This is a genomic window from Vreelandella subterranea (assembly GCF_900111305.1).
GTDB classification, from domain to species: Bacteria; Pseudomonadota; Gammaproteobacteria; order Pseudomonadales; family Halomonadaceae; genus Vreelandella; species Vreelandella subterranea.
Genome location: NZ_FOGS01000008.1, coordinates 175,836 through 202,320 on the forward strand (window position 1 = coordinate 175,836; position 26,485 = coordinate 202,320).

Genomic DNA, 26,485 nt, shown 5'->3' on the forward strand with positions numbered 1-26,485 from the left:
AGACATGGTCACCGACGGTATCGACGATCAAGGCATAGCAGCGTTTTATAGCAATGCCCTGAAACGCCTGTCAAGCGACCTTGCCTGGATGTGCCCGCCATAAAGGCTTTTGGGCAATGCTACAAACAAAATGCTAACGGTTGGCCGACGTTGCTAATGTGTATTGGCGACGGCAGTGTTACCCAACGCTTTATCCGCTTTAGGCAGCGGCGCACCTTCCAAAGGTTCGTCCGCCAACGCCACAGCAAGTACATCGTCAATCCAGCGTACCGGACGGATATCCAGTGCATCCTTGATATTGTCGGGTACTTCCTTGAGATCGCGACGATTTTCTTCTGGAATCAGGACTATCTTTATACCACCACGACGGGCTGCCAGCAATTTCTCCTTTAGCCCGCCAATCGGCATGACTTCACCACGCAGGTTGACTTCACCGGTCATCGCCACATGGCTCTTCACCGGGCGCTGGGTATAGGCAGAGACAATCGCCGTCACCATGGCCACCCCGGCACTCGGGCCATCCTTGGGCGTGGCGCCCTCCGGGACGTGGATATGCAGGTCCTCTTTCTCGAACCGCTCGGCGTCGATACCGTATGCCTGGGCTCTGGCTCGCACGACGGTCTGTGCCGCACTGACGGACTCCTTCATGACATCGCCGAGCGAACCAGTTTTATTGATTCGCCCCTTGCCAGGCGTCACCACCGATTCAATATTCAGCAATTCGCCACCTACGGAGGTCCATGCCAACCCGGTCACGCGGCCCACCTGATCATCTTCTTCGGCAAGACCATAGCTGTAACGCCGAACGCCCGCATAGTGCTCGATGTGCCTGGCCGCAAGCAGATCCGGTGGCAGTTCGCCATCTTTGACGGCCGAAGGTTCTATGCGCTCGCGCAACACTTTCCGGCAGACCTTGGCGATCTGGCGTTCCAACTCGCGGACACCCGCTTCACGGGTGTAGTAGCGAATAAGCTCAAGCAAGGCGTCATCTTCTACCGCCAGCTCGTCTTTTTTCAGACCGTTGGCTTTCAACTGCTTGGGTAGCAGGTAACGCTTGGCAATCGCCAGCTTTTCATCTTCGGTATAGCCAGGCAGGCGAATGATTTCCATACGATCCAGCAATGGACCCGGAATATTCATCGAATTGGCCGTGCAGATGAACAGCGTTTCGGACAGATCATAATCCAGCTCAAGGTAATGGTCGCTGAAGCTGTTGTTCTGTTCAGGGTCCAGAACCTCTAACAGCGCAGAGGCCGGGTCCCCCCGATGGTCCATGCCTAACTTGTCGACCTCGTCGAACAGAAACAGGGGGTTTTTAACGCCTGCCCGACTCATGCGCTGCATCAGCTTACCCGGCAAGGAACCAATATAGGTGCGCCGATGGCCCCTGATCTCGGATTCATCACGTACCCCGCCCAAGGCAAGGCGTACGTATTTGCGGTTAGTCGCCCGTGCAATCGATTGGCCTAGCGACGTTTTACCCACCCCGGGCGGACCGACCAGGCACAACACGGGGCCTTTCATCTTGCGGACACGCTTTTGTACCGCAAGATATTCCAGGATGCGTGACTTTACCTCTTCCAGACCATAGTGGTCTTCATCGAGCACCTGCTGGGCTTTCTGCAGGTCGTGCTTGACGCGAGTGCGTTTTTTCCACGGCACTGCGATCAGCCAGTCCAGGTAGGACCGCACTACGCTGGCTTCAGCGGAGTTGGCCGCCATCATCTTGAGCTTGTTCAGCTCTTGGGTGGCTTTATCCGACGCCTCTTTTGGCATGCCAGACGAGGCAATCGCCTGCTCATACTTTTCCACTTCGTTGGGTACATCATCGAGCTCGCCCATCTCTTTTTGGATGGCTTTCATCTGCTCGTTCAGATAATACTCACGCTGCGTCTTTTCCATCTGCTCTTTGACACGCGTGCGAATCCGCTTTTCCACCTGCAAGAGGTCAATTTCAGACTCGATGAGCGCCATCAAGTGCTCAATGCGGTCGCGCACACGATCCATTTCCAGGAGCTCTTGCTTATCGCCGATTTTCAGCGATAAATGCGCGCAGATGGTATCCACCAGACGACTCGGGTCCTCAATGCCGGACAACGAGTTAAGTACTTCGTTGGGCACTTTTTTGGATAGCTTGACGTACTGCTCGAACTGATTGAGCAGTACGCGAACCAATGCCTCTTGCTCGCGGGTCGTCAGCGGCTGGCTTTCACGGGGCATCAGGTAGGCCTGAGTGTAACCATCAGCATGCTCTTCGATGCGACTCACATCCGCACGGTAGTTGCCTTCGATCAGCACCTTTACCGTTCCATCAGGCAGCTTCAAAAGCTGCATGATGTCGGCCACCGTCCCCATGGCATAAAGGTCGGCGTTGTCAGGCTCATCTTGAGATGCCTCGCGTTGAGCCACGAGTAGAACGCGCTTGTCGGCCTCCATTGCCGCCTCTAGGGCTTGGATCGACTTTTCACGTCCCACGAAAAGGGGAATTACCATTTGCGGATAAACCACCACATCGCGCAATGGTAACAGGGGTAGACATTGTGTCTGTTCGGCGCTCTGCTGCATCGCAGACGTTCCTCGATAAATCAGATGAGTTCTGGGAAGAGAACTGACTACGTTTAAAGCACGGCCTAGGCACCATGTAGCACTGCGCTACTAATGACAAGGGGTCGCCTAGGCGACCCCTTGACTGGCGCTAACCGCGAAAGCGATAGAAAGCTATGGGTCTTCGGTGATGGATTTAACCATCGGTGCCGTCGACCCGTGCCTCTTCTTGCTGGGAGTAAATCAACAGCGGTTCACTTTCACCGGCAATTACCGAAGCTTCGATCACCACTTTGCTGACACCTTCCAAAGAAGGGATTTCGTACATGGTATCAAGCAATACGGATTCAAGGATCGACCTTAAGCCACGCGCACCGGTTTTACGTTCCATCGCTTTTTCAGCGACGGCACGAAGCGCATCATCACGAAACTCGAGCGTCACGTTTTCCATTTCAAACAGCTTGGCATACTGCTTGATCAAGGAGTTCTTGGGCTCGGTGAGTATTTCAATCAACGCTTCTTCGGTAAGCTCGGTTAACGTGGCGATTACCGGCAAACGACCGACGAACTCTGGAATAAGGCCAAACTTGACCAGGTCATCCGGCTCGACATCGGCCAGCATTTCACCGACGCCGCGAGACGACTCCTTGCTCTTCACCGTCGCATTGAAACCGATACCTCCCTTTTCAACGCGGTCGCGGATGACCTTATCAAGCCCGGCAAATGCGCCACCGACAATAAACAACATGTTAGCGGTATTGACCTGCACAAATTCCTGCTGGGGATGCTTGCGCCCTCCCTGCGGCGGAACAGATGCTGTCGTGCCCTCAATCAACTTGAGCAACGCTTGCTGTACGCCTTCACCGGAAACGTCACGCGTGATTGACGGATTGTCGGACTTGCGCGAAATCTTGTCGATTTCGTCAATGTAGACGATGCCCCGCTCCGCTTTCTCGACGTCATAGTCACACTTCTGCAGCAGCTTCTGGATGATGTTTTCAACATCTTCACCCACATAGCCTGCTTCCGTCAGCGTGGTGGCATCGGCAATCGTAAACGGTACGTTCAGCAGCCTTGCCATGGTCTCGGCCAGTAGCGTCTTACCGCTACCCGTCGGACCAATCAGCAGGATGTTGGATTTTCCGAGTTCGACGTCGCTTTCACGCACTTCGGATTTCAGCCGCTTGTAATGGTTGTACACAGCGACCGACAGGACCATTTTTGCACGGTCCTGTCCGATAACGTAGTCGTCAAGCGTATAACGTATCTCGCGAGGCGTAGGTAAACGCTCTTCATCGCTCTCGGCATCGGCTTCGAGAACTTCTTCGCGAATGATGTCGTTACACAAGTCGACACACTCATCGCAGATATAGACGGATGGACCGGCAATCAGCTTCCTTACCTCGTTTTGGTTCTTGCCACAAAACGAGCAATAAAGCAGCTTGCCACCTTCGTCTTTGCCTTTGCCGTCGGCCATTCGCGTACCTCTTTCACTGCGGCGGTAAAAACCGCCTTGTAAGCTCGTTGGAAATGCAGTATCCCGTCACGCTATCAGGATGTAGGCCGCTTATCCAGCACTGCATCAATCAAGCCATACTCTTGAGCCTGGCTGGAACTCATGAAGTTGTCACGATCAGTGTCACGCGCAACATCCTCGATATCCTGGCCTGAGTGATGCGCCAGAATGTGGTTCAGCTTCTCACGGATGCCCAAAATCTCACGGGTATGGATTTCGATATCCGATGCCTGACCCTGATAACCGCCCAGCGGTTGATGGATCATCACGCGGGAATTCGGCAGGCAGTAACGCTTGCCTGCTGCACCGGCGGTCAACAACAAGGCGCCCATGCTGGCTGCCTGGCCGATACATACTGTCGACACATCAGGCTTGATGAACTGCATGGTGTCATAGATCGACATCCCCGCCGTCACCGACCCGCCAGGCGAGTTGATATACAGATGGATGTCTTTATCAGGGTTCTCTGACTCAAGAAACAGCAACTGAGCGACAACCAGATTGGCTGTGTAATCTTCGACGGGCCCTACCAAAAAGATAACGCGCTCTTTAAGCAGACGCGAGTAAATATCGTAGGATCTTTCCCCTTTGGCGCTTTGCTCCACCACCATGGGCACTAAACCGCCGGCGTTTTGAATATCAAATTCACTCATTTAGGTGATTCCTTGCGTCCGATAAGGGAATGGCGCACCCGGACGGTGCGCCAGCGTCAGGGAGCTTACGCGCTGGTGGTTTCACCTTCTTCAGCGCCCTCACCTGCCTCAGCCTGTTGCTGAGCCGCTGCCAGCACTTGCTGGTAGGACATTTCAACATCAGCGACGGTTGCTTGCTCAAGCAGCTTATCAACCGCTTTTTCTTCGAGAATGGCAGATTTGACCTGGGTTTTCATCTGTTCGTTGCCCATATAATAGTCAACGACCTCAGAAGGGTCTTGGTACTGCTCTGCCAGTTCCTCAACCTTCGCCTTGATCTCATCGTCTGATGCGTCAAGCTCGTTTGCCTTGATGACCTCGGCGAGTAACAAGCCGACCTGAACACGGCCCTTCGCTTGCTCTTCGAAGAGTTCATTGGGCAGTTGACTGACGTCGAAATCTTCACCGAGGCCGAACTGCTGAGCAGCCTGACGCTTCATGCCATCTGTCTCTTGCTGAACCAGCGCACTCGGAACCGGGATGTCGTTGGCTTTTTTCAGCGCATCCAGTACCTGCTGCTTGACACGGTTATCGACCGCCTGTGCTGATTCACGGGTCATGTTCTTCTTGATTTCAGTGCGGAACTTGGCTTCGTCACCGCCTTCAACGCCGAAACGCTCGATGAACTCGGCGTCAACGTCCGGCAGCGTCTGACGGCTGACCTTATGCACCTTGACCTTGAAGGTGGCATCCTTACCCGCGAGGTGCTCGGCCTGATAGTCCTCGGGGAACGTCACGGTGATGGTTTTCTCGTCACCGGCTTTCGCGCCGATGAGCTGCTCTTCAAACCCGGGGATGAAGCTATTGGAACCAATTACCAGTTCATGGCCTTCAGCACTACCACCTTCGAAGGGCTCGTCGCCAAGATAGCCCTGGAAGTCGATGGTCACTTGATCGCCGTCTTCAGCAGCAGAGTCGACCTCTTTATAGGTCGCATTCTGCTTGCGCAGTGTGTCGATCATTTCGTCAACATCAGCATCGGTGACCTCTACCACCGGACGCTCCACTTCGGTTCCCTCAATCGAAGCAAGCTCGACTTCCGGATAGACTTCCATGGTGGCGACGAATTCAAAGTCCTTACCCGCTTCGTTGATGATTGGTTCAATTTGCGGGTAGCCCGCCGGATTAAACCCTTCATCGGTGATTGCGCGCACGTAGCGTTCACGCATTACTTCGCCAATCACTTCGTCACGCACGCTCTGGCCGTAACGCTGACGAACCACGGCCATCGGCACTCGCCCTTGGCGAAAACCATTCAAGCGAACGTTCTTCGCCGTTTCTTTTAAGCGAGTATTGACAGCCTCATCGATTTCGCCGGCAGGCACTTGAATCGTGATGCGGCGTTCAATCTGGGAGGGCGTCTCGACGGAAACTTGCATGAATTGTCCTCTAACGGCTGGGCGTTGTGTTGATTACTGTAAATAAGTCCAAGGGGCGATTTTAAGAACCCTGGCGCATCGTGGCAAGCGCCATGCTCGCAAGATGGGGGCTGCATCCTGAAAAACAAGGGGGAAGGTGCGCCCTTCAGAGCCCTTTTGGCATCGATTTAGTGCCAAGACGGACGATTTTCATGATCTGTCCCTTATTCGGCCGACCACCACAGACTGACAACGTGGGCGACAAGACCAAAGGTGCTTGCATGGGAAATGAATACCTGCCAGCTCATCCAGTCGGTGAATAGCGCATGCCACGCCCCCATCACCAACACCCCGAGTAACATCATGATGGAAAGACGCTTGAGCCTGCCCGGAAGCTGCTGCCGCCCCTCTCGAGGCAGGAGACGCCATTGCAAGACGGTAGCCACCAACACAGCCACCAGCGCCAGCAGTATAAGCGTCAAACGGGTTTCGTGGCCACCCGCCATGTAGCGAGGCAAGGCGGCGAGCATCACCACACACAGCCCTAGCGCACTACTCACTTTATTGGCTGACGCCGCCTTGCCCGGTTGCATCAGCTGTTCACCGGCAGTTGCTCAGACGCCAGCCATGCTTCGACCCAGGGCAATGCGGCGTCATCGGCCATAAAGGTTTCCATGGCGTCGATTTCCAGTCGCTCGCCCAGGCGTCTTGCCCCGAGGTCCGACAGCAGCTCATCCAGACGACGACCGGCACCGCAAAAGGTATCACCGTAGGAGCTATCGCCGAGCGCTATCAGGCCATAGGACAACGAGGAAAGCGACGGACTCTGAGTCTGAAGGTCTCGGACGAAAGGCACAAAGTTGCCTGGAAAGTCACCGCTACCGGTGGTTGATACGCAGAACAGAACGAGATCCGGCGTCGAATCGGTAATGTCCGCCAGTACGGGCTGTTCCAGAATATCAACCTCGTAGCCCGCTTCCTCGAATAGCGGCTTGACCTGCTCAGCCACATCCAATGCACCGCCGTACATGGTACCTACTGCTATACTTAGCCGAGGCATTACGACTCCTCAAACAAGGGGGTGTACCGCCGACCAGAAGCCGACCAATACCCGATGAATTTACTCAAATATTAACATGCCTCAGTGATGCGGCGCACCCTCTAAGAGGGTCGCTAGCCTCGTGGATAATATAAAGCCCCCGTTGACAAAGGCGCATCAACGAGGGCTCATCAGTGGCTTGCAGGGGAAACAGAGCATTTGCGTTACGTTATGATGCCGACCCCCGATAATGCTCGACTTGCTGCTTGAGCTTTTGCCCGGGGCGGAAAGTCACAACCCGGCGAGCTGAAATGGGGATTTCTTCACCGGTCTTGGGGTTGCGCCCTGGCCGCTCACGCTTGTCGCGAAGATCAAAATTACCAAAACCTGACAGCTTCACCTGCTCGTTTTCTCTCAAACAGGCTCGAATTTCCTCGAAGAAAGCCTCAACCATGGCTTTTGCTTCCCGCTTGGAAAACGATAGCTCGGTATGTAAATGCTCCGCCAGCTCTGCTTTGGTTAACGCACCCATGGTCATCCTCCGTGTAGCACAAAGCCGCCAAGCATACGAAACGAACGCACCTTGGCATGTTTAGCCGCGTAGCTCAGCGCCCAACTCAGCTTGCACCTGCGCCACTATCGACTCTACCAACTGATTGATTTCTTCATCATTAAGCGTGCGCGATGGGTGCTGCCAGGTCAAGCCTAGCGCGATACTTTTGTAGCCTTCGGCGACGCCCTTACCAGCATAGACATCAAATAGCGTTATGTCTTTCAGGTATTCGCCTGCTTTCACCTTCGCACTATCCAGCAACGTCTGTACGGGGCGATCAGCGGGCAGTGTAAAGGCTAAATCACGGCGCACTTCCGGAAAGCGTGACAGCGGTTCGAAAGCGGGCACATCCCCCTGGCTCAAGTGATCCAAACGCACTTCAAATACGACCGCATCGACTTTAAGCCCCAGCGTTGCCCTTACCTGAGGATGCAGGGTGCCGATCCATCCCGCCGGTTTGCCTTCAAACATCACCTGGGCACTCTGACCGGGGTGCAGGGCTGGATGCTCGGCGGGCTCGAACCGCCACGCATCGCGATTACCGCCCAATGTCAGCAAGCTTTCCAGGTCACCTTTGAGGTCATAAAAGTCCACGCTGGCCTTGGCGCCGCTCCAGCCTTCCGGATCCCGGCTGCCGCACACCAGCGCCCCCATCATCGGCACTTGCGATAAAGCATCCAGTTCACCGTTGAAGACCAGCCCCGTCTCAAACAGGCGCACCCGGCTTTGCTGACGGTTAAGATTGTGCTCCATCGCCCGCACCAGTCCCGGCATCAGGCTGGCACGCATCACCGACATATCGGCGGAGATGGGGTTGGCAAGAACTGGCGAGACGGCGTCCGGCAGCATGGCCGACTGTAGTTCCGGGGCCACAAAACTATAGGTAATGGCTTCCTGAAACCCCCGCGCCACCATTTGCCGACGCAGCTGCCCAAGGGAAAGCTTGGCTTCGTCCGTGGGACGCAACGAGAGCCGCGCGGCGGGGCGACGAACCGGCAGGTTATTGTAGCCGTGGATTCGCGCCACTTCTTCAATCAGATCTTCTTCAATGGAAACATCAAAGCGCCAACTGGGTACCTGCACCAGCCAGTTGCCTTCGCTTTCTCTGACGCCGAACCCCAGGCGCTCGAGAATATCGCTGACGTCATCGTCGGCCAAACGCTTGGAAAGGGCTTTTTCAAGCCGCTCACCGCGAAGCTTAATGTGCTTGGCGGTCGGCATTGCAGCCTCACTCTTCGCCTCGACAACGGGCCCTGCCTGGCCACCACATATCTCCAGGAGAAGGCGTGTCGCACGCTCGATGGCGAGGGGCGTCAGTTCTGGGTCGACGCCCCGCTCAAAGCGATGCGAGGCATCGGTGTGCAAACCGTAGGAACGGGCCTGACCGGCAATGGCCACCGGGCTAAAGAAGGCAGCTTCCAGGAATATCGTGCGTGTTGTTTCGCTGACACCGGACAACTCGCCCCCCATGATACCTGCCATCGCCAGCGGGCCTGTCTGATCGGCAATCACCAGGGTTTCAGGCCGCAGGGCTATCTCCTGCCCATCCAGCAGCGTCAAGACCTCCCCTGGGCGGGCCATCCTCACGACGATGCCGCCACTGAGGTTGTCCCGGTCAAAGGCGTGCATGGGCTGACCAAGCTCCAGCATCACATAGTTGGTGATATCAACGACCGGATCAATCGAGCGGATACCGCTGCGCCGCAAGCGCTCGACCATCCAGAGAGGTGTTTCAGCGCCTGTATTGACACCGGTGATGACACGCCCAAGATAACGCGGACATTGGTCCGGCGCTTCCAGGTCGACCGCGAAGGTATCATTGATCGCGGCAGGCACCACCAGCACTTCCGGTGCCGATACAGCCTGGCGGTTAAGCACACCCACCTCACGCGCCAAGCCTTTAATACTCAGGCAGTCGCCCCGGTTAGGCGTGAGATCGACCTCAATGGTCATGTCATTGAGGTGCATATACTCGCGGAAATCCATGCCAACAGGCGCTTCGACGGGCAGCTCGAGAATACCGGCCGAGGTATCCTCCTCAAGGCCAAGCTCGGAGGCGGAGCAAATCATGCCCTGCGACTCGACACCACGCAGCTTGGCTTTCTTGATCTTGAAATCATCGGGCAATACGCCGCCGACCCGGGCAAATGGCACCTTTTGACCTACGTCGACATTGGGCGCCCCGCAGACCACCTGAACCGACGAGCCACTGCCGTCATCCACCGTGCACACGCTGAGCTTGTCAGCATTGGGATGGCTTTCCCTGGTCAGCACTTCCGCTACGACCACGCCGCTGAATGACGCGGCCACCGGCTCGACAGCATCGACCTCCAGGCCTGCCATGGTGATCTGGTCGGCGACTGCTTGTGTATCCAACTGCGGCGAAACCCACTCGCGCAGCCACTGTTCTGAAAATTTCATGGTCGTTCCTGTGGTTGGCGAAGGACTTAGGCGAACTGGCGCAAAAAGCGCAGATCATTCTCAAAGAAAAGACGCAAGTCATTGACGCCATATCGAAGCATGGCCAGGCGCTCGGCCCCCATACCGAATGCAAAGCCCGTATAACGCTCAGCATCGATGCCGGAATGACGAAAGACTTCTGGATGGACCATGCCGCAGCCCATCACCTCCAGCCAGCCACTGTGCGAGCAAACACGACACCCGTCGCCACCACACATGACGCATTGAATATCGACTTCCGCCGACGGTTCTGTAAAGGGGAAGTAGGAAGGACGAAAGCGTACCGAGAGATCATCCCGCTCGAAAAATGCATGCAGGAAATCTTCAATCGTGCCTTTCAAATCCGCAAAGCTGATATCTTCATCCACCAGCAGACCCTCGACCTGATGAAACATCGGCGTGTGGGTCAGGTCCGAATCACTGCGGTAAACGCGCCCCGGGCAGACAATCCGAATAGGCGGTTCAGTGCTTTTCATGGTACGCACTTGCACGGGCGAGGTATGGGTCCTCAACAAGCGCGTTGCATCAAAGTAAAAAGTGTCGGCCATGCCGCGGGCCGGGTGATGCGAGGGAATATTGAGCGCCTCGAAATTGTGGTAGTCATCTTCAATTTCAGGCCCGACTGCGACGTCATAACCTATGCGGGTAAACAGTCCCTCGATCCGTTCAAGCGTGCGGGTCACCGGGTGCAGACCGCCAGCCGACTGGGTGCGACCGGGCAAGGTAACATCGATACGCTCCGCCGCCAGGCGTGCTTCAAGGGCCTCGCTTTCAAGCTGCTGGCGTTTGGCGTCGATTTCTGCCGCCAATGTCTGCTTGGCTTGATTGATACGCTCACCTGCAGCTGGACGCTCTTCGGCGGACAGTTTGCCAAGCCCTTTAAGCAACGTCGTCATTTCGCCTTTTTTGCCTAAATAACGTACGCGCACTTCATCCAATGCAGCGACGCTCTGTGCCGCCTGAATGGCGTCGCGTGCTTCAGATACCAGCGCGGGAAGGTGGTCCATCCTGTTCATCTCCGAATTAAGCGATTTCCATCCTGAGGATGGCGTGTCATGTTGTGGTTGAAGAGCGTGACATAAAAACAGGGGAAGAGCGGCTGCTCTTCCCCTGTATGGGTCACACTAAAATGACCTTGGCGTTCACACTGGCACTACCGGTGCCAATTGAAGCTTATTGGGCAGCCTTGGCTTTTTCCACGATGGCAGCAAACGCCGCTTTTTCATGAACGGCCAAATCCGCCAGCACTTTGCGGTCAATTTCGATACCGGCCTTCTTGAGACCGCCCACAAATCGGCTGTATGACATACCGTTCATGCGCGCGCCCGCGTTGATACGCTGAATCCACAGCGCACGGAACTGGCGCTTGCGATTACGACGGTCACGGTAGGCATACTGACCGGCTTTGATGACCGCCTGCTTGGCTACACGGAATACGCGCGAACGAGCACCGTAATAACCTTTGGCCTGCTTCAATACTTTTTTATGGCGACGACGGGCAACTACGCCACGCTTAACACGAGTCATAACACACTCCTGACTTTATGACTGAGGCAAATGCTCTCAGGATAGAAAATTCGACGTTACAGATTCGGCAGCATACGCTGGATCAGCGCCTTGTCAGACGCATGAATCTGCTTCATACCGCGCAGCTGACGCTTACGCTTGGTCGACTTCTTGGTCAGAATGTGGCTACGGAAAGACTGCTTGTGCTTGAAGCCATTGGCTGTCTTCTTGAAGCGCTTTGCAGCACCACTGTTGCTTTTGATTTTCGGCATGAGGAAAACTCCGCTCGATGTTTTTTAGAAAATCCAGGGCCAACTGCCAATCATGGCAGCCCGTTAACTTCGCCGTTGGATCACTTCTTTTTCGGGGCAAGGATCATGATCATCTGGCGGCCTTCCATCTTCGGAAATGATTCGACCGCTCCGATATCTTCCAGGTCGGCGGCAATCCTTTCCATCAGCTTTCTGCCGATATCCTGGTGTGCCATTTCACGACCACGGAAGCGCAATGTGACCTTCCCCTTGTCACCACCTTCAAGAAAGCGCGTCAGGTTTTTCAGCTTGACCTGATAGTCGCCCTCGTCGGTGCCAGGCCGGAACTTAACTTCCTTGACCTGGATTTGCTTCTGCTTCTTCTTCTGAGCTGCTTTTTGCTTTTTCTGCTCAAAAACGAATTTGCCGTAATCCATGATCTTGCAGACGATGGGATCGGCATTCGAAATTTGCACGAGATCCAAACCGGCAGATTCAGCACGTTCCAACGCCTCGGTGGTGGGCACTACACCCAACTGCTCACCGTCGCTATCGATAAGACGCACTTCTTGCTCGGTAATTCGCTCGTTCATTGGTGGGCGCTTGTCTGCTGGACGCCCGCGCTGGTTGCTTCTCTTGATCGTTCCGTCTCCTTAGCCAATTGACGATGTCGCCAGGGCTGCTCGCTCAGCACTGAAACGCTCGATAAACTCATCGACCGTCATGGTGCCGAGATCTTCGCCGCTGCGAGTTCGCACGGCCACTGAGTCAGCGTCGACTTCCTTATCTCCTACCACCAGGAGATAGGGAACTTTCTGTAACGTATGCTCGCGGATTTTAAAGCCGATTTTCTCGTTCCTCAAGTCCGCTTTTGCTCGCATTGCATTTTTTTGCAAACGTTGCTCTAAAGCAAGGGCATAATCACGCTGCGAATCGGTTATCGTCATCACGCTGACCTGCTGCGGTGCTAGCCATAATGGCATTGCGCCTGCGTAGTGCTCAATCAAAATTCCCAAAAAGCGCTCGAAGGAACCTAATATAGCACGGTGCAGCATCACTGGCGTTTTGCGAGACCCGTCTTCGGCTACGTATTGCGCTCCAAGCCGACCTGGCAAGTTAAAGTCGAGTTGTAGCGTACCACATTGCCACACGCGATTCAGGCAATCGCGCAAGGCAAACTCAATCTTCGGGCCATAAAAGGCCCCCTCACCCGGCTGCAAATCCCAGTCAAGCCCGGTGGCATTGAGCGCAGCCTCCAATCCCTGCTCGGCCTGATCCCAAATATCGGCCTCGCCCAGAAAGTCCTCGGGTCGGGTTGACAGTTTAAGCTCCACGTCTTCAAAGCCAAGCGTCTTGTAGACCTGCAGCGTAAGCGCAATGAAGGCTTCCGCTTCCGCTTGAATCTGGCTTTCAGTACAAAAGATGTGTGCGTCATCCTGCGTAAAGCCACGGACACGCATCAGGCCATGCAAGGATCCAGACGGCTCGTTGCGATGACAGCTGCCAAACTCTGCCAAGCGTAACGGCAAATCACGGTAGCTCTTGAGCCCCTGATTGAAGACCTGCACATGGCACGGGCAGTTCATGGGCTTAACCGCATACTCACGCTTTTCCGATTCCGTGGTGAACATCAACTCATTGTAGTGGCCCCAGTGACCCGACTTCTTCCACAGTGAAAGATCCACGACCTGGGGTGTCTTGATCTCCTGATAACCGTGTTCACGCTGGACCTGACGCATATAATCTTCCAACGCCTGGTACATCGTCCAGCCGTTGGGGTGCCAGAACACCATGCCGGGGGCTTCTTCCTGAAGGTGGAAAAGATCCATCTTGCGCGCCAGCTTGCGATGGTCCCGCTTTTCGGCTTCTTCCAGCCGCTTCAGATAAGCCTTGAGCTGCTTTTTATCGCCCCACGCCGTTCCATAAATCCGCGTCAACATGGGATTCGAGGCATCACCGCGCCAATAAGCCCCCGCCAGCTTGGTCAGCTTGAAGGCCTTGAGGTGGCGGGTATTGGGAACATGCGGGCCCCGACACATATCGGTATATTCTTCATGGTGGTAGAGCCGGATGGTGGCACCTTCAGGAATATCCCGAACAATTTCCTGCTTATAGGGCTCATCACGGTGCAGGAAGGTCAACATGGCTTGATCACGATCGACGTACTCCCGCACGACGTCATACTCGTGATCAATCAGCGCTTTCATACGCGCTTCTATTGCTTCCAGATCATCAGACGATACCGACCCGCCAAACTCAATATCATAATAAAAGCCATCTTCAATGACCGGGCCAATCGCCATCTTGGCATTGGGATATAGCTGCTTGACGGCGTGGCCAATCAAATGCGCGCATGAATGCCGGATAATATCCAGCCCCTCAGGGTCGCGGGCAGTAAGGATGGCCACTTGAGCGTCTTGCTCGATCAGGTCAGCGGCATCAACCAGAACGCCGTCGATTTTTCCGGCAACGCAGGCCTTAGCCAAACCAGGGCCAATGGACTCTGCCAGTTGCATAATGGAAAGCGGTTCATCAAATGTTCTCTGACTGCCGTCTGGCAGTGTCACAATGGGCATGCGGATTTTCCTTGAGCGCAGTGGTGATCCATACCAAGGATCACATTTCGCTATCAATGATGTAAAAAGTAGGTTGACGATAAACGACGGGAAAGACTAACAGATGCAAGACGTTGTATAAATAAAAAAGCGGAGGGCCAAAGCCCCCCGCCTCTTTCAATTAACGCGTATTAAAACCGTATGGTCGTCGCGCTAAATACGTACCTTAGTTCCACTCATCCAGCTCTACACGACGGTTTTCCGCGCGACCTGCATCTGTCTCATTCGTCGCGATTGGCTGCTCTTCACCAAAGCCTTCCGCCATCATGCGGTTGGACTCCACGCCACGAGTCGCAAGATACTCAGTGACAGACTCAGCACGGGCCTGGGAAAGGTTCATATTGTATTGTGCAGAACCTACCGAATCGGTATGGCCTTCGATACGAACACGAACATCAGGATTGTTGACCAGACGCTCGGCAACATCGTTAAGCACATTACGTGCTTCAGCGGTTAATTGAGCAGAGTCAAATTCAAAGTTGACGTCTTGTAGCACGACGCTGTCAGGGCAGCCCAGTGAATTGACTTCAACGCCAGCCGGGGTATTGGGGCACTGATCACGGTAGTCCGGCACACCATCGTTGTCAGAGTCCAGCGGGCAACCGTTGGCATCTACCGAGACACCTGCGGGGGTACCCGGGCACTGGTCGCGATAGTCCGGCACGCCGTCGTTGTCGGAATCCAGCGGGCAGCCCTCAGCATCGACAGCTGCACCAGCAGGAATTTCACCGCCGTAGCTGGGGCACTGAGGCTCTACGGGCTCAGGGGTGTTGTCAGCACATAGCAGAGCACCGATAGCGGCACCTGCAGCACCGCCGGTCGCAGCCCCATTCTCTTCATCGGAGTTACCGCTGGTAGCATAACCAATGCTACCACCAATAAGACCACCTGCGAGCCCGCAGACTGCGGGATGCTGATACCAGCTACGATCGCTGCTGGCGCTCATTTGGCCGGAAGACTGAGAGGCAGAGCTAGCACAGCCGGAAAGGCCCACTACCAGGGCAGAACCGATTAGCAAGCCTGTCGTTGATTTTTTCATGCAGAACTCCTTCTTGATCCAATGCTGACATGGTCATTAGTAACCAGATCATCTAATGCTTCTTTTTTTAAGCGAGAGCATCCGTTTTTCGCTCGCCTATCACCGTATACGCAAACTTACTCGATGCTAGGCTGTTGCTCATGGTACCGAATCAGTGCCCGCGGGCAACATGTCTATATATCAACTTGTTTATGACGCTGATATCAATCAGCATAGCAAATTAAGCGCGTTGAGCACTATAAACCGGCCATTACGCTTAAAAAATACGGGCAACTAAGCTGTTGAAAGCTTAATGAAGCCCTTGCCCACCCTTTTTACGCCATGTCAGAACAGACTGTGCAGCAGCTAACACGGCATCTCTCATTTGCTCTTCCGCGGCAAGACGCTCACGGTCTTCTTCCATACGCTCACGGGGCGTCAACTGTTGCCTGGCCGAATGAGTTTTAAGATGTTTTGTGAGCTCATAGTGCTCGGCAAATGCCTGAAACTCAGGCTTTTCGGTCAGGCTAGGATCGATAATCTCCAGCAGCACTTTGCAGCGCCAGGCGCCTTCGGTAATGTCAACCTGTTCTTGAACCAGGGCCGCAGTTACCCAGTCGAGGTTTTCCAGGCTCTTCAACTGCGCCTGCTGGTCTTCGGCGACGCGAAACGCGTCACGTCGCTTGACTTCCTTGCGTAAACGGTAGGCGTAACCAGCCAGTGCAACAATTACCACTACCGCAACAAAGAAGAGTAGCAATGCGTACGTCAGACTCATGATGCTCCTTACCTAAACCTGCCAATTGCTTTACCAGAATTGTACATACCAATCGCGTCGACCTTACAGCATCTGTATCAATCACGCTAATCATATCGGGCTTGCCGATTGGCGGCGAGAGGTACTATTTCGGCGTGCGAACTGGCCTCATCGGGCATCAGGTCTAGTGACGAGCTGTTGGCTGGCGAGGAAGCATCAAGCCTGTAAGCATTTTTGTCCACTACGCTGTATCGCCACTGTCGCCAGGCAATTAAATAGCTGACACTAAGTGCCATCGCCCCGGCAGTATGCAGTAATGCCAACCAAAGCGGCAGCCACAGGACGACACTGGCAATGCCGAGGCCTACTTGAAGGACGTAGATCCTTAATACCGTCAGTAAGCCACGCGCCGCACTGTCATGCCGATATCGCCACCATAAGACCATCAGCGCCACTCCCAGCAAGCCGCCTCCCAGTCGATGCATCATATGAATCGCTGTTCGCGCATCAGCGTGCAGCTGACCGTGCAAATAATTGGGCCCTACGGTCTGGGTCAAGTGGAAGCCTTCACTAATATCCATGTCAGGCCACCATTGAGCATTGCACGACGGAAAGCCCTGGCATGAGATACCGGCATAGTTGCTCGAAACCCATCCCCCCAACGCTATCTGGAAAAATAATAATACGGCCACCCCCCACCAAAGCGAAGATGCCCGACGTGGCGGCCGATCAGCATTGTTCTGCAATGCTTTCAGACGGCAATGCAGCAATACAAACAGCAACAGAATCCCCATACCACCCAGCAAGTGCAGCGTAACCACCTGCGGCCATAATTTAAGGGTGACGGTCAACGCCCCGAATGCCCCTTGGGCGGCAATGGCAATCAACAATATAATGCTAATAGACCATGGGTAGCGCTTCACGCGCCTTAGTGGCCAGCCCAGCCACAACAACAAAATAACCGTTGCGCCGAGCATGGTTGCAACATAACGATGGAACATTTCAAGCCAGGCTTTCGATGCCTCCAACGGAAAGGCTGGGTACCTGATAGCCGCGTCATCAGCTGTAGGCACCACCCACTGTCCATAGCACCCTGGCCAATCAGGACACCCCAGACCTGCATCAGACAAACGCGTCCAGGCACCCACCAGCATCACTAGAGCAGTAAAGAAAATACCGATAAATGACAGTCCCTTGACGACGGCAATACGCTGTTGATCAACCATTGAGTCCCTCCGCGGCTAAGCACTCGCTAAACGCTACCTGGCGTTGACCTTGAATAAGTGTTGCGTGTCATCAAGTATCTCTGCCACCGGCACGGAAGCTGGAAATGAAAGTGCTAGGCGGCCCTGAGGATCAATCAGCCATACACTATTCGCCTGTCGCCAGGAGGGAGGCTCCGCCCAACGTGCCAGTTGCTCACCAGGCAGTGCCTGGCCTTCTCCGCCGATATTCAATCGCGCTAACCGATGAGCGTCGCGACCCAGAGCGCGATGCATTCGCCACAGGATGTCCCGGCGCTCGGCACACTGGACCGAACAGTCAAACGCCAGCGTCCACTGTTCTTCCCCACCATCCGCCTTTGAAACCGTTTCAAGGGGCCAATGCTCAAGCAATGGGAGTTGATCAGCAGGTGAACCGTGAGCCGTGATCTGCTCAGGAACGCCGATACGCCACTCAACCATTCCCCAGGCGGTAATAATAGGCGCGGAAAAAATAATGAATATCAAGAGCAGTTTAATCCGCTGACGATTGACTGACTTAATCGTTGTCATCATATCCCCCCTGATGATGCGCTTGGCTCGAGTAAAGATAGCGCCTGCCAATCCACATCGTGATCAGTGCTACCAGCGCAAGCCCCCACCACTGAAATGCATAGGCAATATGTCGACTCGCAGGCATCACATTGGCTTGCCACCATTCTGAAAAGACGCCATCACCGGTTTGCGCATGCACCCACCCCTGGTAACGAAAATCAGGCGTCACCCCCTGCCAAGGCGCAAGACTGATTTGCTGAAGGCGCTCTTCTTCCAGGTTGGGTCCAAACAATAGGCCATCATCCCTAGCTTGCTGCCATTTTCCAGTGATGGAGACTTGTTCCTGGGGTGTCGATATATTGGGCGAGTCACGGCTGGTACCGGTTTCAACAAAGCCACGCTGAATCAACCAGTAATATCCAAACCTATCCTTGAATGGGGTTAAGACGGCAACTCCCAACCGCCCCTCGACAATTCGGTTATCTAAAAAAAAGGTATGTTCGGATATATACTCACCATTGAGCGTAAGCTCGGCCCCTTCGGTGGGTAAGGTTTGCGGGTCAACCTGTGCGGGCGCATTGGCCCGCGCCAAAGCCGCTGCTTGCTTATTACCGGCCCTGTCCCACTGCCATGCACCAAGAAAACTGCCCAGCAGCACCAACGACAACCAGAATGTATACCAGCCATATAGACGCCAGCGACAAGAGGAGTACTTTTTCATGCTACTTAAATCACTCATTATCATTGTTTTTTTCGCTATGTTAATTAGCTTGGCGGTAGGCGCTGGTTACCTGTTACGCGATGGCTCTTCGTCCAAGCGACTGCTTACGTCTCTAAAATGGCGGATAGGCTTAGCGGCTGTGCTCCTGTTGCTCATAGTCTATGGGTTCGGAAGCGGCCAACTCACCTGAACACTCACACAACATAAACGAAGATAAACAGCCCTAACCATACGACATCAACAAAGTGCCAATACCAGCAGGATGCCTCAAAACCAAAGTGCCCGGTATCCGAAAAATGCCCGCGTATAATACGCGCCAGCATGACCATAAGAATCAAGGTGCCAATGATGACATGGACACCATGAAACCCCGTTAAAATAAAGAACGTCGACCCAAAAATGCCGGCTTCCAGCGTAATACCATAATGTTGGTAAGCTTCATAATACTCGACGCCTTGAATAAAAATAAAACAGCAGCCAAGTATGACCGTTCCAGCCAGCCAGTTTCTGCATACGCGACGCTTTTCGGCCTTGAGCGCTTCATGAGCAATTGTCAATGTGATACTGGAAGTGACGAGCAGCAGCGTATTCACTAACGGCAGCTGCCAAGGACTGAAGACATTATCAGGCCCTGAGACCGAGGCATCCGGAGGACTAAGCAACGGCCATTCGGCAATGAAATTCGGCCATAAAAGTGCCGAAACACCTTTTGCACCTTCACCGCCCAACCAGGGTATGGCAAACATGCGAACGTAAAAAAGTGCACCAAAAAACGCGGCGAAAAACATCACTTCGGAAAAGATGAACCACCCCATCCCCCATCGGAAAGAGCGATCCATCTGGCTGTCATACAGCCCCTGGTGGGACTCGTTGATCACATCGCGGAACCAGAACGCCATAACGGCCACAACGGCTATAACACCTATCAAAATAAGGACGTTTGCACTGCCATAAACAAGCTGCGCACCCAAACCCACCATCATAAAACCGGTTGCCAAAGAGCCCAGGATCGGCCAATAGCTTTTGGCAGGGACATAATAACTTCCGCCACTCATTTTAAATCTCCCCGTTTTTGTTATTCATATGTCGTGCCACTATTGGGCGCTCATTACTTTCTTCCAGGGGATACAGCGTATAAACCAATGTAACGGTCGCTATATCTTCTGGCAGCGTGTTATCCAGTTGAAAAACAAGCGGGATGGTAAGGTTCTCGTTGGCATCAAGCCGCTGTTCCTGAAAACAGAAGCAACTTACCTTGCGCACGTGAGCGGAGGCAGTAGATGGACTAACACTGGGAACTGCACGCCCCCAACTGGCCGACTGGCTACGGTTGGAGAAAGTAAAGTCAACTTCCGTCATTTGACCGGGATGTATCTGGACTTGACGGGTTTCTACACCAAGTCGCCACGGAAGTCCCGCACTGGTCCGCGTTATGAACTGGACGGTCACATAGCGATCACGATTAACCTCATTGCTCAAAACCTGTTGCGCGGAGGTACTAACCTTTCCATTAATACCTGTGACTTCACAAAAAACGTCGTAAAGAGGCACTAATGCAAACGCAAATGCAAACATACCCATCAAGGCGAAAATCGTCTTGGTGACTGTTTTCCTGACGCCTTCCGCTTGGTGTGAACGCATATTTCACTCCAGAGGATAAAGTATGGGTGGTCTATTTTTCTATTTGTCGAAATACAGGCGGTGTCTCGAACGTATGTAGAGGAGCAGGACTGGGTACCGTCCACTCTAAATCCACAGCACCTTCCCAGGCCTTGGCCGGAGCCGGTTTACCGCCTCTTACACATAAAATAATCACCAGAACGAAAAGCAATTGCGACGCGCCAAAAAAGAAAGCACCTATGCTGGATACCAGATTGAAATCGGCAAACTGCAGTGCGTAATCAGGTATCCTTCTTGGCATGCCAGCTAAACCCGCAAAATGCATCGGGAAGAAGGTCAAATTAACGCCAATGACCGAAAACCAGAAATGCCACTTTGCCAGCGTTTCGTTTGGATAATGCCCTGTCCACTTGGGCAGCCAGTAATAAACACCCGCCATGATGGCAAAGATGGCGCCTGGTACCAGTACATAATGAAAATGGGCGACAACAAAATAAGTGTCATGATATTGAAAATCCGCTGGCGCAATCGCAAGCATCAGGCCTGAAAAGCCACCGATGGTAAACAGCACCACGAACGCAAGCGCAAACAGCATGGGAGATTCAAAGCTTATCGAACCGCGAAACAGCGTCGTCACCCAATTGAAGACTTTAACCCCAGTGGGCACGGCAATCAGCATCGTCGAATACATGAAAAATAATTCAGCCACTAACGGCAGCCCCACCACAAACATATGATGCGCCCAAACCAGGAAAGACAACAGGGCAATCGCCGCCGTGGCATAAACCATCGAGGCGTAGCCAAAAAGAGGTTTTCGAGCAAACGTCGGGATAATGGCCGACACGATGCCGAAGGCTGGCAAGATCATGATGTAAACTTCAGGATGGCCAAAAAACCAGAAAAGGTGCTGAAAAAGCACCGGGTCCCCGCCACCACCTGCATCGAAGAAGCTGGTGCCGAAGTTAATATCCATCAACATCATGGTAATGACGCCAGCAAGCACCGGCATAACGGCAATTAGCAAAAAAGCGGTGATTAACCACGTCCATACAAACAGAGGCATGTCCATCAAGCGCATGCCCGGAGCGCGCATGTTTAAAATGGTAGCGATAATATTAATCGCCCCCAAAATGGAGCTAATACCCGCAATATGCAGTGCCAGAATAAAGAAGGTCGTTGATGCTGGCGCATAGGTGGTCGACAGGGGCGCATAGAACGTCCAGCCAAAGTTAGGACCGCCTCCTGGCATCAGCAACGTAGAAAGCAACAGCGTAAAAGCGACAGGGAGCAACCAGAAACTAAAGTTGTTCAACCGTGGCAGCGCCATATCGGGCGCGCCAATCTGTAACGGTATCATCCAGTTGGCAAGCCCTGTAAAAGCAGGCATGACAGCTGCAAACACCATGATCAGGCCATGCATGGTGGTCATCTGGTTAAAAAACTCTGGTTCGACCAACTGTAAACCAGGCTGAAATAACTCGGCACGCACAACAAGGGCAAAGATGCCCCCGACAAAAAACATCGATAAGGAAAAAATCAAATAAAGCGTGCCGATCTCTTTATGGTTGGTCGTCAAGAGCCAACGACGCCACCCCGTCGGTTGCGACGGGTGATGGTCAACACCACCCGCCGTCGCAACCGTATCGCTGTGCTGAAGCGGGGACTGCAGAGGTATCCTGGGTGCCATATCTGTCTCCAATTTATTATTTTCGCTGTAACCTGCAGTACTTATGGATCAGTCTGTTCTGCAACGCTTGAGGGCTGGACCTGTTCTTGAGTGTCGTTACCCCAGGCATTTTGGGTATAGGTAACGACCGCGGCAATTTCAACCGGGTTAAGCGTATTGCGAAATGCAGGCATTGCGGCACCCGACACGCCATTGATGACTTTGTCCAAGTGCCAGTCGAGATCATCGATTAGCTGCTGGTTACCCGCGAGGGGGGGGAATGCGGGTGGCGACCCCTGTCCATCTGGCTGATGACATGATGCACAAATGGATGCATAAACAGATTCTCCTCTTTCCATCAATTCGTCCATTGCCCACTCACGCCCAACCCCCTGGGCTTCTTGCTCGGCCGCTTTTTTACGTTCCGCCAGCCAGTCGTCGAAAGCTTCTTCTTCCATGGCCTGAACCACGACCGGCATGAAGCCGTGGTCGATGCCACACAGTTCCGCACACTGCCCGCGATAAATGCCTGGCTCATTAATCCTGACCCAGTTTTCGTTAACAAATCCAGGAATCGTATCTTGCTTGACGGCGAGATCCGGCACCCACCAGGAATGTATAACGTCATCGGACGTCATTAAAAAGCGGATCTTACGATTGATAGGCAGCACGAGGGGCTCGTCAACCTCCAGGAGATAGTTCTCTCCTCGACCTTCATCCCCAGTGACTTGGCTACGAGGCGTACTGAGGCTGGAATTAAAGGCAACGTCCTCGCCTAGGTATTCGTATCGCCAGCGCCATTGTTGCCCCGTTACCATAACGTCCAGCTCAGCATCCGAAGCGTCGTACATATTCTTCAACGTGGCCGTTGCCGGCACCGCCATGCCGACAAGGATAAGCACAGGAATTACCGTCCAGAGAATCTCGACCTTGGTGTTCTCATGAAAGTCGGCAGCTTTTGCGCCTCGTGAATGGCGATAGCGAAAAAGCGAGTAGAACATAGCGCCAAAAACCACCACACCAATGACGACGCATATCCAGAAAATGGTCATGTGCAGACCGTAGATGTCGCGGCTTACATTGGTCACCCCCACCGGCATGTTCCACGATTGAGCAAAGCAGACACTGCTACTCATCACGCCCGCAGTGAATACTGATGGTCGCCACCATAAGCGCATTGAAGCCCCCTTGTTTTTTTTGTTGTGGCTGACGCCTTCAACCTAGGTGCATCTAGGTTTCAAGCGAATGCCGATATAACGTTATCAACTGCAGTATAGAAAACACACGCCAATGTTCACGCGATTTGTAAAAATAAAGATGATTCGCTCAACCCGCGACGAAAGTAGCGAGCCCCCAGAGGACTACAACGAATGCCAGGGTGATGATAATAAATGTAATAATAAAAGCAGCTGGGTGTTTAGAACTGAAGTCTTCACGCCGTTGGCGGTCATTTTGAACGCCGATGAGTGCTGCAAGCACTGATTTGATTACCGACCACATACTCACCTCGTTACCGCTTGCCGCGATGCTGCTCTCGACGGCTTTTCGTTCTGTTGTACAGCGTTACTTAAAACGATAGCTCACCCTCGACATGTTACTCTGGAAGTCATTCAACGCTTTTGGAACATTATTCACTTGCTAATTTACTATTCTGCTACCGCTTTCTATAGTTGATTGATAATATTGATTTTCACATGTTCTGCGGAGATAACTGATGAGCATTCAACTGTTAAAAATTAGCACTTTGACCGTGGCATCGTGCCTGCTGGTCACATTGCTGTCCGGCTGTACCACTTACACCTGGGAAGACGGGTCAAAGGAGACCATATTTGGCGTACCAGCAGAGGATGAGAGGCTGACGGAAGAGGAGCGTCGCGCTCAAGGCGTACGCTACCGCGAACCTGGGGAAATACCTGAATAGTGGATCGACGGAACCTCGGGGCTCATTAGCCGAATAAGCACATTTCGCCTATCTGCGGCTATTCGTTCGGCCAGTGGCAGCTGCAGAAAGAGGGTTTTCCGGCCAAGGGTGCTTTGGGTAACGCCCGCGCATTTCTTTACGTACTTCAGGGTAGACATTCGACCAGAAGCTGCGTAGATCCTGGGTAATCTGAAGGGGGCGCCCCGCCGGTGATAGCAGATGAATCATCACGGCGACGCGACCATCGACAATCCTTGGCGTTTCCTGCCAGCCAAACGCTTCCTGAAGCTTAAGCGCCAGCACCGGTGGTCTACCTTGTAAGCAAGGTACATAATCAAGCGCAATTTGTCGGCCACTTGGCACACGCAACAGGGTAGGCGCCAAACGCTCTAACTGGGATTGCTGATCCCAAGTGAGTGATGCCTGCAAGTACGTCTCGAAAGGCATTTTTTCCATCTGGCTCATACGGGTCACCCCAGCCATGTAGGGGGCAAGCCAGGTTTCAAGCGTTGTTATTAACGCATTATCCGACCAATCGGGCCACCGCCCTTCAAAAGACGCGTGGAGTATCGCCATACGTCCCTGTAACTGCTGAACAGGTGGCGTCGAGATCATGTCAGGGCGCTGCTCCAAGGCGTTCAACAACGCCGCCATGACGTCTTCCTCGGGCAGCTTGCCAAGTGCCGCAGTGGCTAATACCAGCTCACCGTGACACTGCACCCTTTCGCCGATCAGCCTTCCCTGGGCGTCTGACCAACAGACACGATTGACCCACTGCTGGGTGGCCGGATACAGGCTAATAAGGGTGTCTAGCGAAAGCGGCTCCGCCACGTAGATCGTCGCTTCGCTGGTCGCACCCTCCACGTTGACGGCCACCAGGTAAGGCTCGTTGGCAAGCGGATGACTGACCGGCAAGGTGGCCGTTTTACCATTGGCAAGTTTGAAACGACCTGGGCTGATGCGCTGACCAATACGCTCTGGATACGCCAGTGCCAAAAGCGCGCCCAACGAAGCGTCTTCAACCTTAGCGGGAAAATTGGCTTGGGCAATTCGTGCCAGCCGCTTGGTATCACGCTGCCACTGAGGGTACCGTGCAGGTTGAGAAAAACGCTGAGCCAGCGCATCACGAAGCGAGCCGTTGATACGATCCCGGCTTTCAAGGAGCGCGGCCAGCCCACAGGCCAACGCCGTCGCGTTGATATCGACTGACTTCACCAACATCGCAGCAAGCCTTGGGGCTACCGGCCAGCGCGCACATTGTTCACCCAACGGGGTCAACATACCCGATCGATCAATGATGCCAAGCTTGGCCAGTAGCGCTTTCCCGCTTTGCCAGGCGCCGCTGGGTGGCAAGGTCATCCAAGTCAGGTCGTCAGGGGACTGTACGCCCCATGACGCCAGTTCAAGCACCAGCCTGGAGAGGTCGGCCTGCTGTATTTCCGGTTCACCAAAGGGGACGAGCGGCTGCTCTTGAGACCATAGACGGAAACATAGTCCTGGGCCTTGCCGACCCGCGCGACCGCGCCGTTGATCGGCACTGGCGCTATTAACCCACCGGGTGGTCAGTTGCGTGAGCCCCAAACGAGGCTGGAACAGTGGAACACGCTCCAACCCAGCGTCGATCACCACATTCACACCATCCACCGTCACGCTGGACTCCGCGATAGCCGTCGACACGATGACCCGCGGACGCGAAGCATCCTGCTGAAGGGCCGCCTGCTGCGCGTCTACTGGCATGCGACCATGCAACGCGCGTACTTCGATATCGAGGGAGCTATCCTCCAGCTTCTTCACCAGCCGGTTTATCTCGGCCACACCCGGTAGAATCACCAGAATATCCCGCGACCCCGATCGATTTAAGGCGTCACCGACAGCCTCACAGACACGTGTCTCCAGAGCGGTATCACGCGGTACCGGCCAATAGATCGTTTCAACCGGGTACTGGCGCCCGGTACTTTCAATCACCGGCGTCTGTTCCCCAAGCACCTTTTGTAAAGCCGCCACATCGATAGTGGCGGACATCACAATGAGGCGTAAATCGTCGCGAATGCTTTGCTGTACATCCAGTGCCAGCGCCAGGCCCAGGTCCGCCTCGATGCTGCGTTCATGAAATTCATCGAAGATGATACCGCCAACTCCCTCAAGCAGCGGATCATCCTGCAGCATACGGGTCAGCACCCCCTGGGTGACGACTTCCAGACGGGTATACCGGCTTACCTGGCTGTCCCCCCGCATCCGATAACCCACTGTATGGCCTACCGATTCATTGAGTTGCCGGGCCATGAAACCTGCCGCTAACCGGGCCACGACCCGCCGTGGTTCAAGCAGCAAGAGCGTTTTCCCTTGCGCCCAATGGCTATTCAAAAGCGTCAGAGGCACCCGCGTCGTCTTCCCCGCGCCAGGCTGGGCCACCAGAATAAGTCGATTATGGCTGTCCAGGGTTTCTTGCAGGGAGGCTAGATGCGCCTCAATGGGTAGCGTGGACATACCA

General features: G+C 54.0%; 26 protein-coding genes. 2 read left to right on the forward strand and 24 right to left on the reverse strand.

Going from position 1 to position 26,485, the window contains the following annotated elements; all coding sequences use genetic code 11:
- Window positions 1-153 precede the first annotated feature (153 nt).
- From lon to BMX75_RS13085, 18 genes are all read right to left on the reverse strand, one after another.
- Window positions 154-2,565, reverse strand: coding sequence for an endopeptidase La (gene lon, locus BMX75_RS13000; protein WP_092828579.1), 2,412 nt, complete (start codon window positions 2,563-2,565; stop codon window positions 154-156).
- Window positions 2,566-2,740: 175 nt separating this feature from the next.
- Window positions 2,741-4,021, reverse strand: coding sequence for an ATP-dependent Clp protease ATP-binding subunit ClpX (gene clpX / locus BMX75_RS13005; RefSeq protein WP_066317568.1), 1,281 nt, complete (start codon window positions 4,019-4,021; stop codon window positions 2,741-2,743).
- A 74-nt stretch (window positions 4,022-4,095) separates the two neighbouring features.
- Window positions 4,096-4,713, reverse strand: a complete 618-nt coding sequence (clpP, locus tag BMX75_RS13010) for an ATP-dependent Clp endopeptidase proteolytic subunit ClpP (protein WP_066317570.1) — start codon at window positions 4,711-4,713, stop codon at window positions 4,096-4,098.
- A 65-nt stretch (window positions 4,714-4,778) separates the two neighbouring features.
- Window positions 4,779-6,131: a trigger factor gene (tig, locus tag BMX75_RS13015; RefSeq protein ID WP_092828581.1), complete on the reverse strand. Its 1,353-nt coding sequence runs from the start codon at window positions 6,129-6,131 to the stop codon at window positions 4,779-4,781.
- Between the two features lie 203 nt (window positions 6,132-6,334).
- Window positions 6,335-6,703: a hypothetical protein gene (locus tag BMX75_RS13020; RefSeq protein WP_245748546.1), complete on the reverse strand. Its 369-nt coding sequence runs from the start codon at window positions 6,701-6,703 to the stop codon at window positions 6,335-6,337.
- Window positions 6,703-7,170 carry a flavodoxin domain-containing protein gene (locus BMX75_RS13025; protein WP_092828583.1) on the reverse strand — a complete coding sequence of 156 codons (468 nt, stop codon included), beginning with the start codon at window positions 7,168-7,170 and terminating at the stop codon, window positions 6,703-6,705. The genes BMX75_RS13020 and BMX75_RS13025 overlap by 1 nt, the downstream gene beginning before the upstream one ends.
- 208 nt (window positions 7,171-7,378) lie before the next feature.
- Window positions 7,379-7,681, reverse strand: a complete 303-nt coding sequence (locus BMX75_RS13030; RefSeq protein WP_066317580.1) for an integration host factor subunit alpha — start codon at window positions 7,679-7,681, stop codon at window positions 7,379-7,381.
- A gap of 60 nt (window positions 7,682-7,741) precedes the next feature.
- A complete protein-coding gene (gene pheT, locus BMX75_RS13035) occupies window positions 7,742-10,123 on the reverse strand; it encodes a phenylalanine--tRNA ligase subunit beta (RefSeq protein WP_092828585.1) in 2,382 nt (793 codons plus the stop codon).
- 26 nt (window positions 10,124-10,149) lie between these two features.
- Window positions 10,150-11,169, reverse strand: a complete 1,020-nt coding sequence (gene pheS, locus BMX75_RS13040) for a phenylalanine--tRNA ligase subunit alpha (protein WP_092828587.1) — start codon at window positions 11,167-11,169, stop codon at window positions 10,150-10,152.
- A gap of 166 nt (window positions 11,170-11,335) precedes the next feature.
- The gene (gene rplT, locus BMX75_RS13045; RefSeq protein WP_066317588.1) at window positions 11,336-11,689 is read right to left on the reverse strand and encodes a 50S ribosomal protein L20; all 354 of its coding nucleotides are present in this window, start codon (window positions 11,687-11,689) and stop codon (window positions 11,336-11,338) included.
- Window positions 11,690-11,745: 56 nt separating this feature from the next.
- On the reverse strand, window positions 11,746-11,940 hold the full coding sequence (gene rpmI, locus BMX75_RS13050) for a 50S ribosomal protein L35 (protein ID WP_009724291.1): 195 nt from the start codon (window positions 11,938-11,940) through the stop codon (window positions 11,746-11,748).
- Between the two features lie 80 nt (window positions 11,941-12,020).
- On the reverse strand, window positions 12,021-12,512 hold the full coding sequence (infC, locus tag BMX75_RS13055) for a translation initiation factor IF-3 (protein ID WP_139197167.1): 492 nt from the start codon (window positions 12,510-12,512) through the stop codon (window positions 12,021-12,023).
- A gap of 60 nt (window positions 12,513-12,572) precedes the next feature.
- Window positions 12,573-14,495, reverse strand: a complete 1,923-nt coding sequence (thrS, locus tag BMX75_RS13060; RefSeq protein ID WP_092828591.1) for a threonine--tRNA ligase — start codon at window positions 14,493-14,495, stop codon at window positions 12,573-12,575.
- Between the two features lie 205 nt (window positions 14,496-14,700).
- Entirely contained in the window at window positions 14,701-15,573 is an 873-nt protein-coding gene (locus BMX75_RS13065) for an OmpA family protein (RefSeq protein ID WP_092828593.1), read from the reverse strand.
- 289 nt (window positions 15,574-15,862) lie between these two features.
- On the reverse strand, window positions 15,863-16,330 hold the full coding sequence (locus BMX75_RS13070; protein ID WP_092828595.1) for a DUF2489 domain-containing protein: 468 nt from the start codon (window positions 16,328-16,330) through the stop codon (window positions 15,863-15,865).
- Window positions 16,331-16,416: 86 nt separating this feature from the next.
- Complete coding sequence (locus tag BMX75_RS13075; protein ID WP_092828597.1) at window positions 16,417-17,535, reverse strand: COX15/CtaA family protein; 1,119 nt, start codon at window positions 17,533-17,535, stop codon at window positions 16,417-16,419.
- Between the two features lie 33 nt (window positions 17,536-17,568).
- Window positions 17,569-18,087 (reverse strand): hypothetical protein, encoded by a 519-nt coding sequence (locus BMX75_RS13080; RefSeq protein WP_340148050.1) that lies wholly within the window; start codon window positions 18,085-18,087, stop codon window positions 17,569-17,571.
- A complete protein-coding gene (locus tag BMX75_RS13085; RefSeq protein WP_092828601.1) occupies window positions 18,071-18,787 on the reverse strand; it encodes an SURF1 family protein in 717 nt (238 codons plus the stop codon). The genes BMX75_RS13080 and BMX75_RS13085 overlap by 17 nt, the downstream gene beginning before the upstream one ends.
- Before the next feature lie 37 nt (window positions 18,788-18,824).
- Between BMX75_RS13085 and BMX75_RS13090 the strand changes: the two genes are divergently transcribed.
- A complete protein-coding gene (locus tag BMX75_RS13090; protein ID WP_422822072.1) occupies window positions 18,825-18,977 on the forward strand; it encodes a DUF2909 family protein in 153 nt (50 codons plus the stop codon).
- Between the two features lie 4 nt (window positions 18,978-18,981).
- Here BMX75_RS13090 and BMX75_RS13095 read toward each other — a convergent pair whose 3' ends face one another.
- From BMX75_RS13095 to BMX75_RS13115, 5 genes are all read right to left on the reverse strand, one after another.
- The gene (locus BMX75_RS13095) at window positions 18,982-19,842 is read right to left on the reverse strand and encodes a cytochrome c oxidase subunit 3 (protein WP_092828605.1); all 861 of its coding nucleotides are present in this window, start codon (window positions 19,840-19,842) and stop codon (window positions 18,982-18,984) included.
- Between the two features lies 1 nt (window position 19,843).
- Window positions 19,844-20,428, reverse strand: a complete 585-nt coding sequence (locus BMX75_RS13100; RefSeq protein WP_092828608.1) for a cytochrome c oxidase assembly protein — start codon at window positions 20,426-20,428, stop codon at window positions 19,844-19,846.
- 31 nt (window positions 20,429-20,459) lie between these two features.
- On the reverse strand, window positions 20,460-22,094 hold the full coding sequence (gene ctaD, locus BMX75_RS13105; protein ID WP_092828610.1) for a cytochrome c oxidase subunit I: 1,635 nt from the start codon (window positions 22,092-22,094) through the stop codon (window positions 20,460-20,462).
- A 41-nt stretch (window positions 22,095-22,135) separates the two neighbouring features.
- Window positions 22,136-23,209, reverse strand: a complete 1,074-nt coding sequence (coxB, locus tag BMX75_RS13110) for a cytochrome c oxidase subunit II (protein WP_245748550.1) — start codon at window positions 23,207-23,209, stop codon at window positions 22,136-22,138.
- A gap of 190 nt (window positions 23,210-23,399) precedes the next feature.
- Complete coding sequence (locus tag BMX75_RS13115; protein ID WP_092828614.1) at window positions 23,400-23,573, reverse strand: DUF2970 domain-containing protein; 174 nt, start codon at window positions 23,571-23,573, stop codon at window positions 23,400-23,402.
- Window positions 23,574-23,787: 214 nt separating this feature from the next.
- On the opposite strand from BMX75_RS13115, the gene BMX75_RS13120 reads away from it, so the two are divergent.
- Complete coding sequence (locus tag BMX75_RS13120; protein WP_092828616.1) at window positions 23,788-23,994, forward strand: hypothetical protein; 207 nt, start codon at window positions 23,788-23,790, stop codon at window positions 23,992-23,994.
- Between the two features lie 48 nt (window positions 23,995-24,042).
- Here BMX75_RS13120 and hrpB read toward each other — a convergent pair whose 3' ends face one another.
- Window positions 24,043-26,481: an ATP-dependent helicase HrpB gene (hrpB, locus tag BMX75_RS13125; RefSeq protein WP_092828618.1), complete on the reverse strand. Its 2,439-nt coding sequence runs from the start codon at window positions 26,479-26,481 to the stop codon at window positions 24,043-24,045.
- Window positions 26,482-26,485 lie beyond the last annotated feature (4 nt).

What these genes read in the sequence shown, in the direction of transcription:
- rplT (WP_066317588.1), bottom strand. Translation starts at nt 11,689, where the DNA reads ATGACTCGTGTTAAGCGTGGCGTAGTTGCCCGTCGTCGCCATAAAAAA.
- hrpB (WP_092828618.1), bottom strand. Translation starts at nt 26,481, where the DNA reads ATGTCCACGCTACCCATTGAGGCGCATCTAGCCTCCCTGCAAGAAACC.
- BMX75_RS13090 (WP_422822072.1), top strand. Translation starts at nt 18,825, where the DNA reads ATGTTAATTAGCTTGGCGGTAGGCGCTGGTTACCTGTTACGCGATGGC.
- BMX75_RS13095 (WP_092828605.1), bottom strand. Translation starts at nt 19,842, where the DNA reads ATGAGTGGCGGAAGTTATTATGTCCCTGCCAAAAGCTATTGGCCGATC.
- rpmI (WP_009724291.1), bottom strand. Translation starts at nt 11,940, where the DNA reads ATGCCGAAAATCAAAAGCAACAGTGGTGCTGCAAAGCGCTTCAAGAAG.
- BMX75_RS13065 (WP_092828593.1), bottom strand. Translation starts at nt 15,573, where the DNA reads ATGAAAAAATCAACGACAGGCTTGCTAATCGGTTCTGCCCTGGTAGTG.
- thrS (WP_092828591.1), bottom strand. Translation starts at nt 14,495, where the DNA reads ATGCCCATTGTGACACTGCCAGACGGCAGTCAGAGAACATTTGATGAA.
- clpP (WP_066317570.1), bottom strand. Translation starts at nt 4,713, where the DNA reads ATGAGTGAATTTGATATTCAAAACGCCGGCGGTTTAGTGCCCATGGTG.
- BMX75_RS13025 (WP_092828583.1), bottom strand. Translation starts at nt 7,170, where the DNA reads ATGCCTCGGCTAAGTATAGCAGTAGGTACCATGTACGGCGGTGCATTG.
- BMX75_RS13030 (WP_066317580.1), bottom strand. Translation starts at nt 7,681, where the DNA reads ATGGGTGCGTTAACCAAAGCAGAGCTGGCGGAGCATTTACATACCGAG.
- ctaD (WP_092828610.1), bottom strand. Translation starts at nt 22,094, where the DNA reads ATGGCACCCAGGATACCTCTGCAGTCCCCGCTTCAGCACAGCGATACG.
- BMX75_RS13080 (WP_340148050.1), bottom strand. Translation starts at nt 18,087, where the DNA reads ATGATGACAACGATTAAGTCAGTCAATCGTCAGCGGATTAAACTGCTC.
- infC (WP_139197167.1), bottom strand. Translation starts at nt 12,512, where the DNA reads ATGAACGAGCGAATTACCGAGCAAGAAGTGCGTCTTATCGATAGCGAC.
- BMX75_RS13070 (WP_092828595.1), bottom strand. Translation starts at nt 16,330, where the DNA reads ATGAGTCTGACGTACGCATTGCTACTCTTCTTTGTTGCGGTAGTGGTA.
- BMX75_RS13100 (WP_092828608.1), bottom strand. Translation starts at nt 20,428, where the DNA reads ATGCGTTCACACCAAGCGGAAGGCGTCAGGAAAACAGTCACCAAGACG.
- clpX (WP_066317568.1), bottom strand. Translation starts at nt 4,021, where the DNA reads ATGGCCGACGGCAAAGGCAAAGACGAAGGTGGCAAGCTGCTTTATTGC.
- coxB (WP_245748550.1), bottom strand. Translation starts at nt 23,209, where the DNA reads ATGAGTAGCAGTGTCTGCTTTGCTCAATCGTGGAACATGCCGGTGGGG.
- tig (WP_092828581.1), bottom strand. Translation starts at nt 6,131, where the DNA reads ATGCAAGTTTCCGTCGAGACGCCCTCCCAGATTGAACGCCGCATCACG.
- BMX75_RS13120 (WP_092828616.1), top strand. Translation starts at nt 23,788, where the DNA reads ATGAGCATTCAACTGTTAAAAATTAGCACTTTGACCGTGGCATCGTGC.
- pheT (WP_092828585.1), bottom strand. Translation starts at nt 10,123, where the DNA reads ATGAAATTTTCAGAACAGTGGCTGCGCGAGTGGGTTTCGCCGCAGTTG.
- BMX75_RS13020 (WP_245748546.1), bottom strand. Translation starts at nt 6,703, where the DNA reads ATGCAACCGGGCAAGGCGGCGTCAGCCAATAAAGTGAGTAGTGCGCTA.
- pheS (WP_092828587.1), bottom strand. Translation starts at nt 11,169, where the DNA reads ATGGACCACCTTCCCGCGCTGGTATCTGAAGCACGCGACGCCATTCAG.
- BMX75_RS13085 (WP_092828601.1), bottom strand. Translation starts at nt 18,787, where the DNA reads ATGAAAAAGTACTCCTCTTGTCGCTGGCGTCTATATGGCTGGTATACA.
- BMX75_RS13075 (WP_092828597.1), bottom strand. Translation starts at nt 17,535, where the DNA reads ATGGTTGATCAACAGCGTATTGCCGTCGTCAAGGGACTGTCATTTATC.
- BMX75_RS13115 (WP_092828614.1), bottom strand. Translation starts at nt 23,573, where the DNA reads ATGTGGTCGGTAATCAAATCAGTGCTTGCAGCACTCATCGGCGTTCAA.
- lon (WP_092828579.1), bottom strand. Translation starts at nt 2,565, where the DNA reads ATGCAGCAGAGCGCCGAACAGACACAATGTCTACCCCTGTTACCATTG.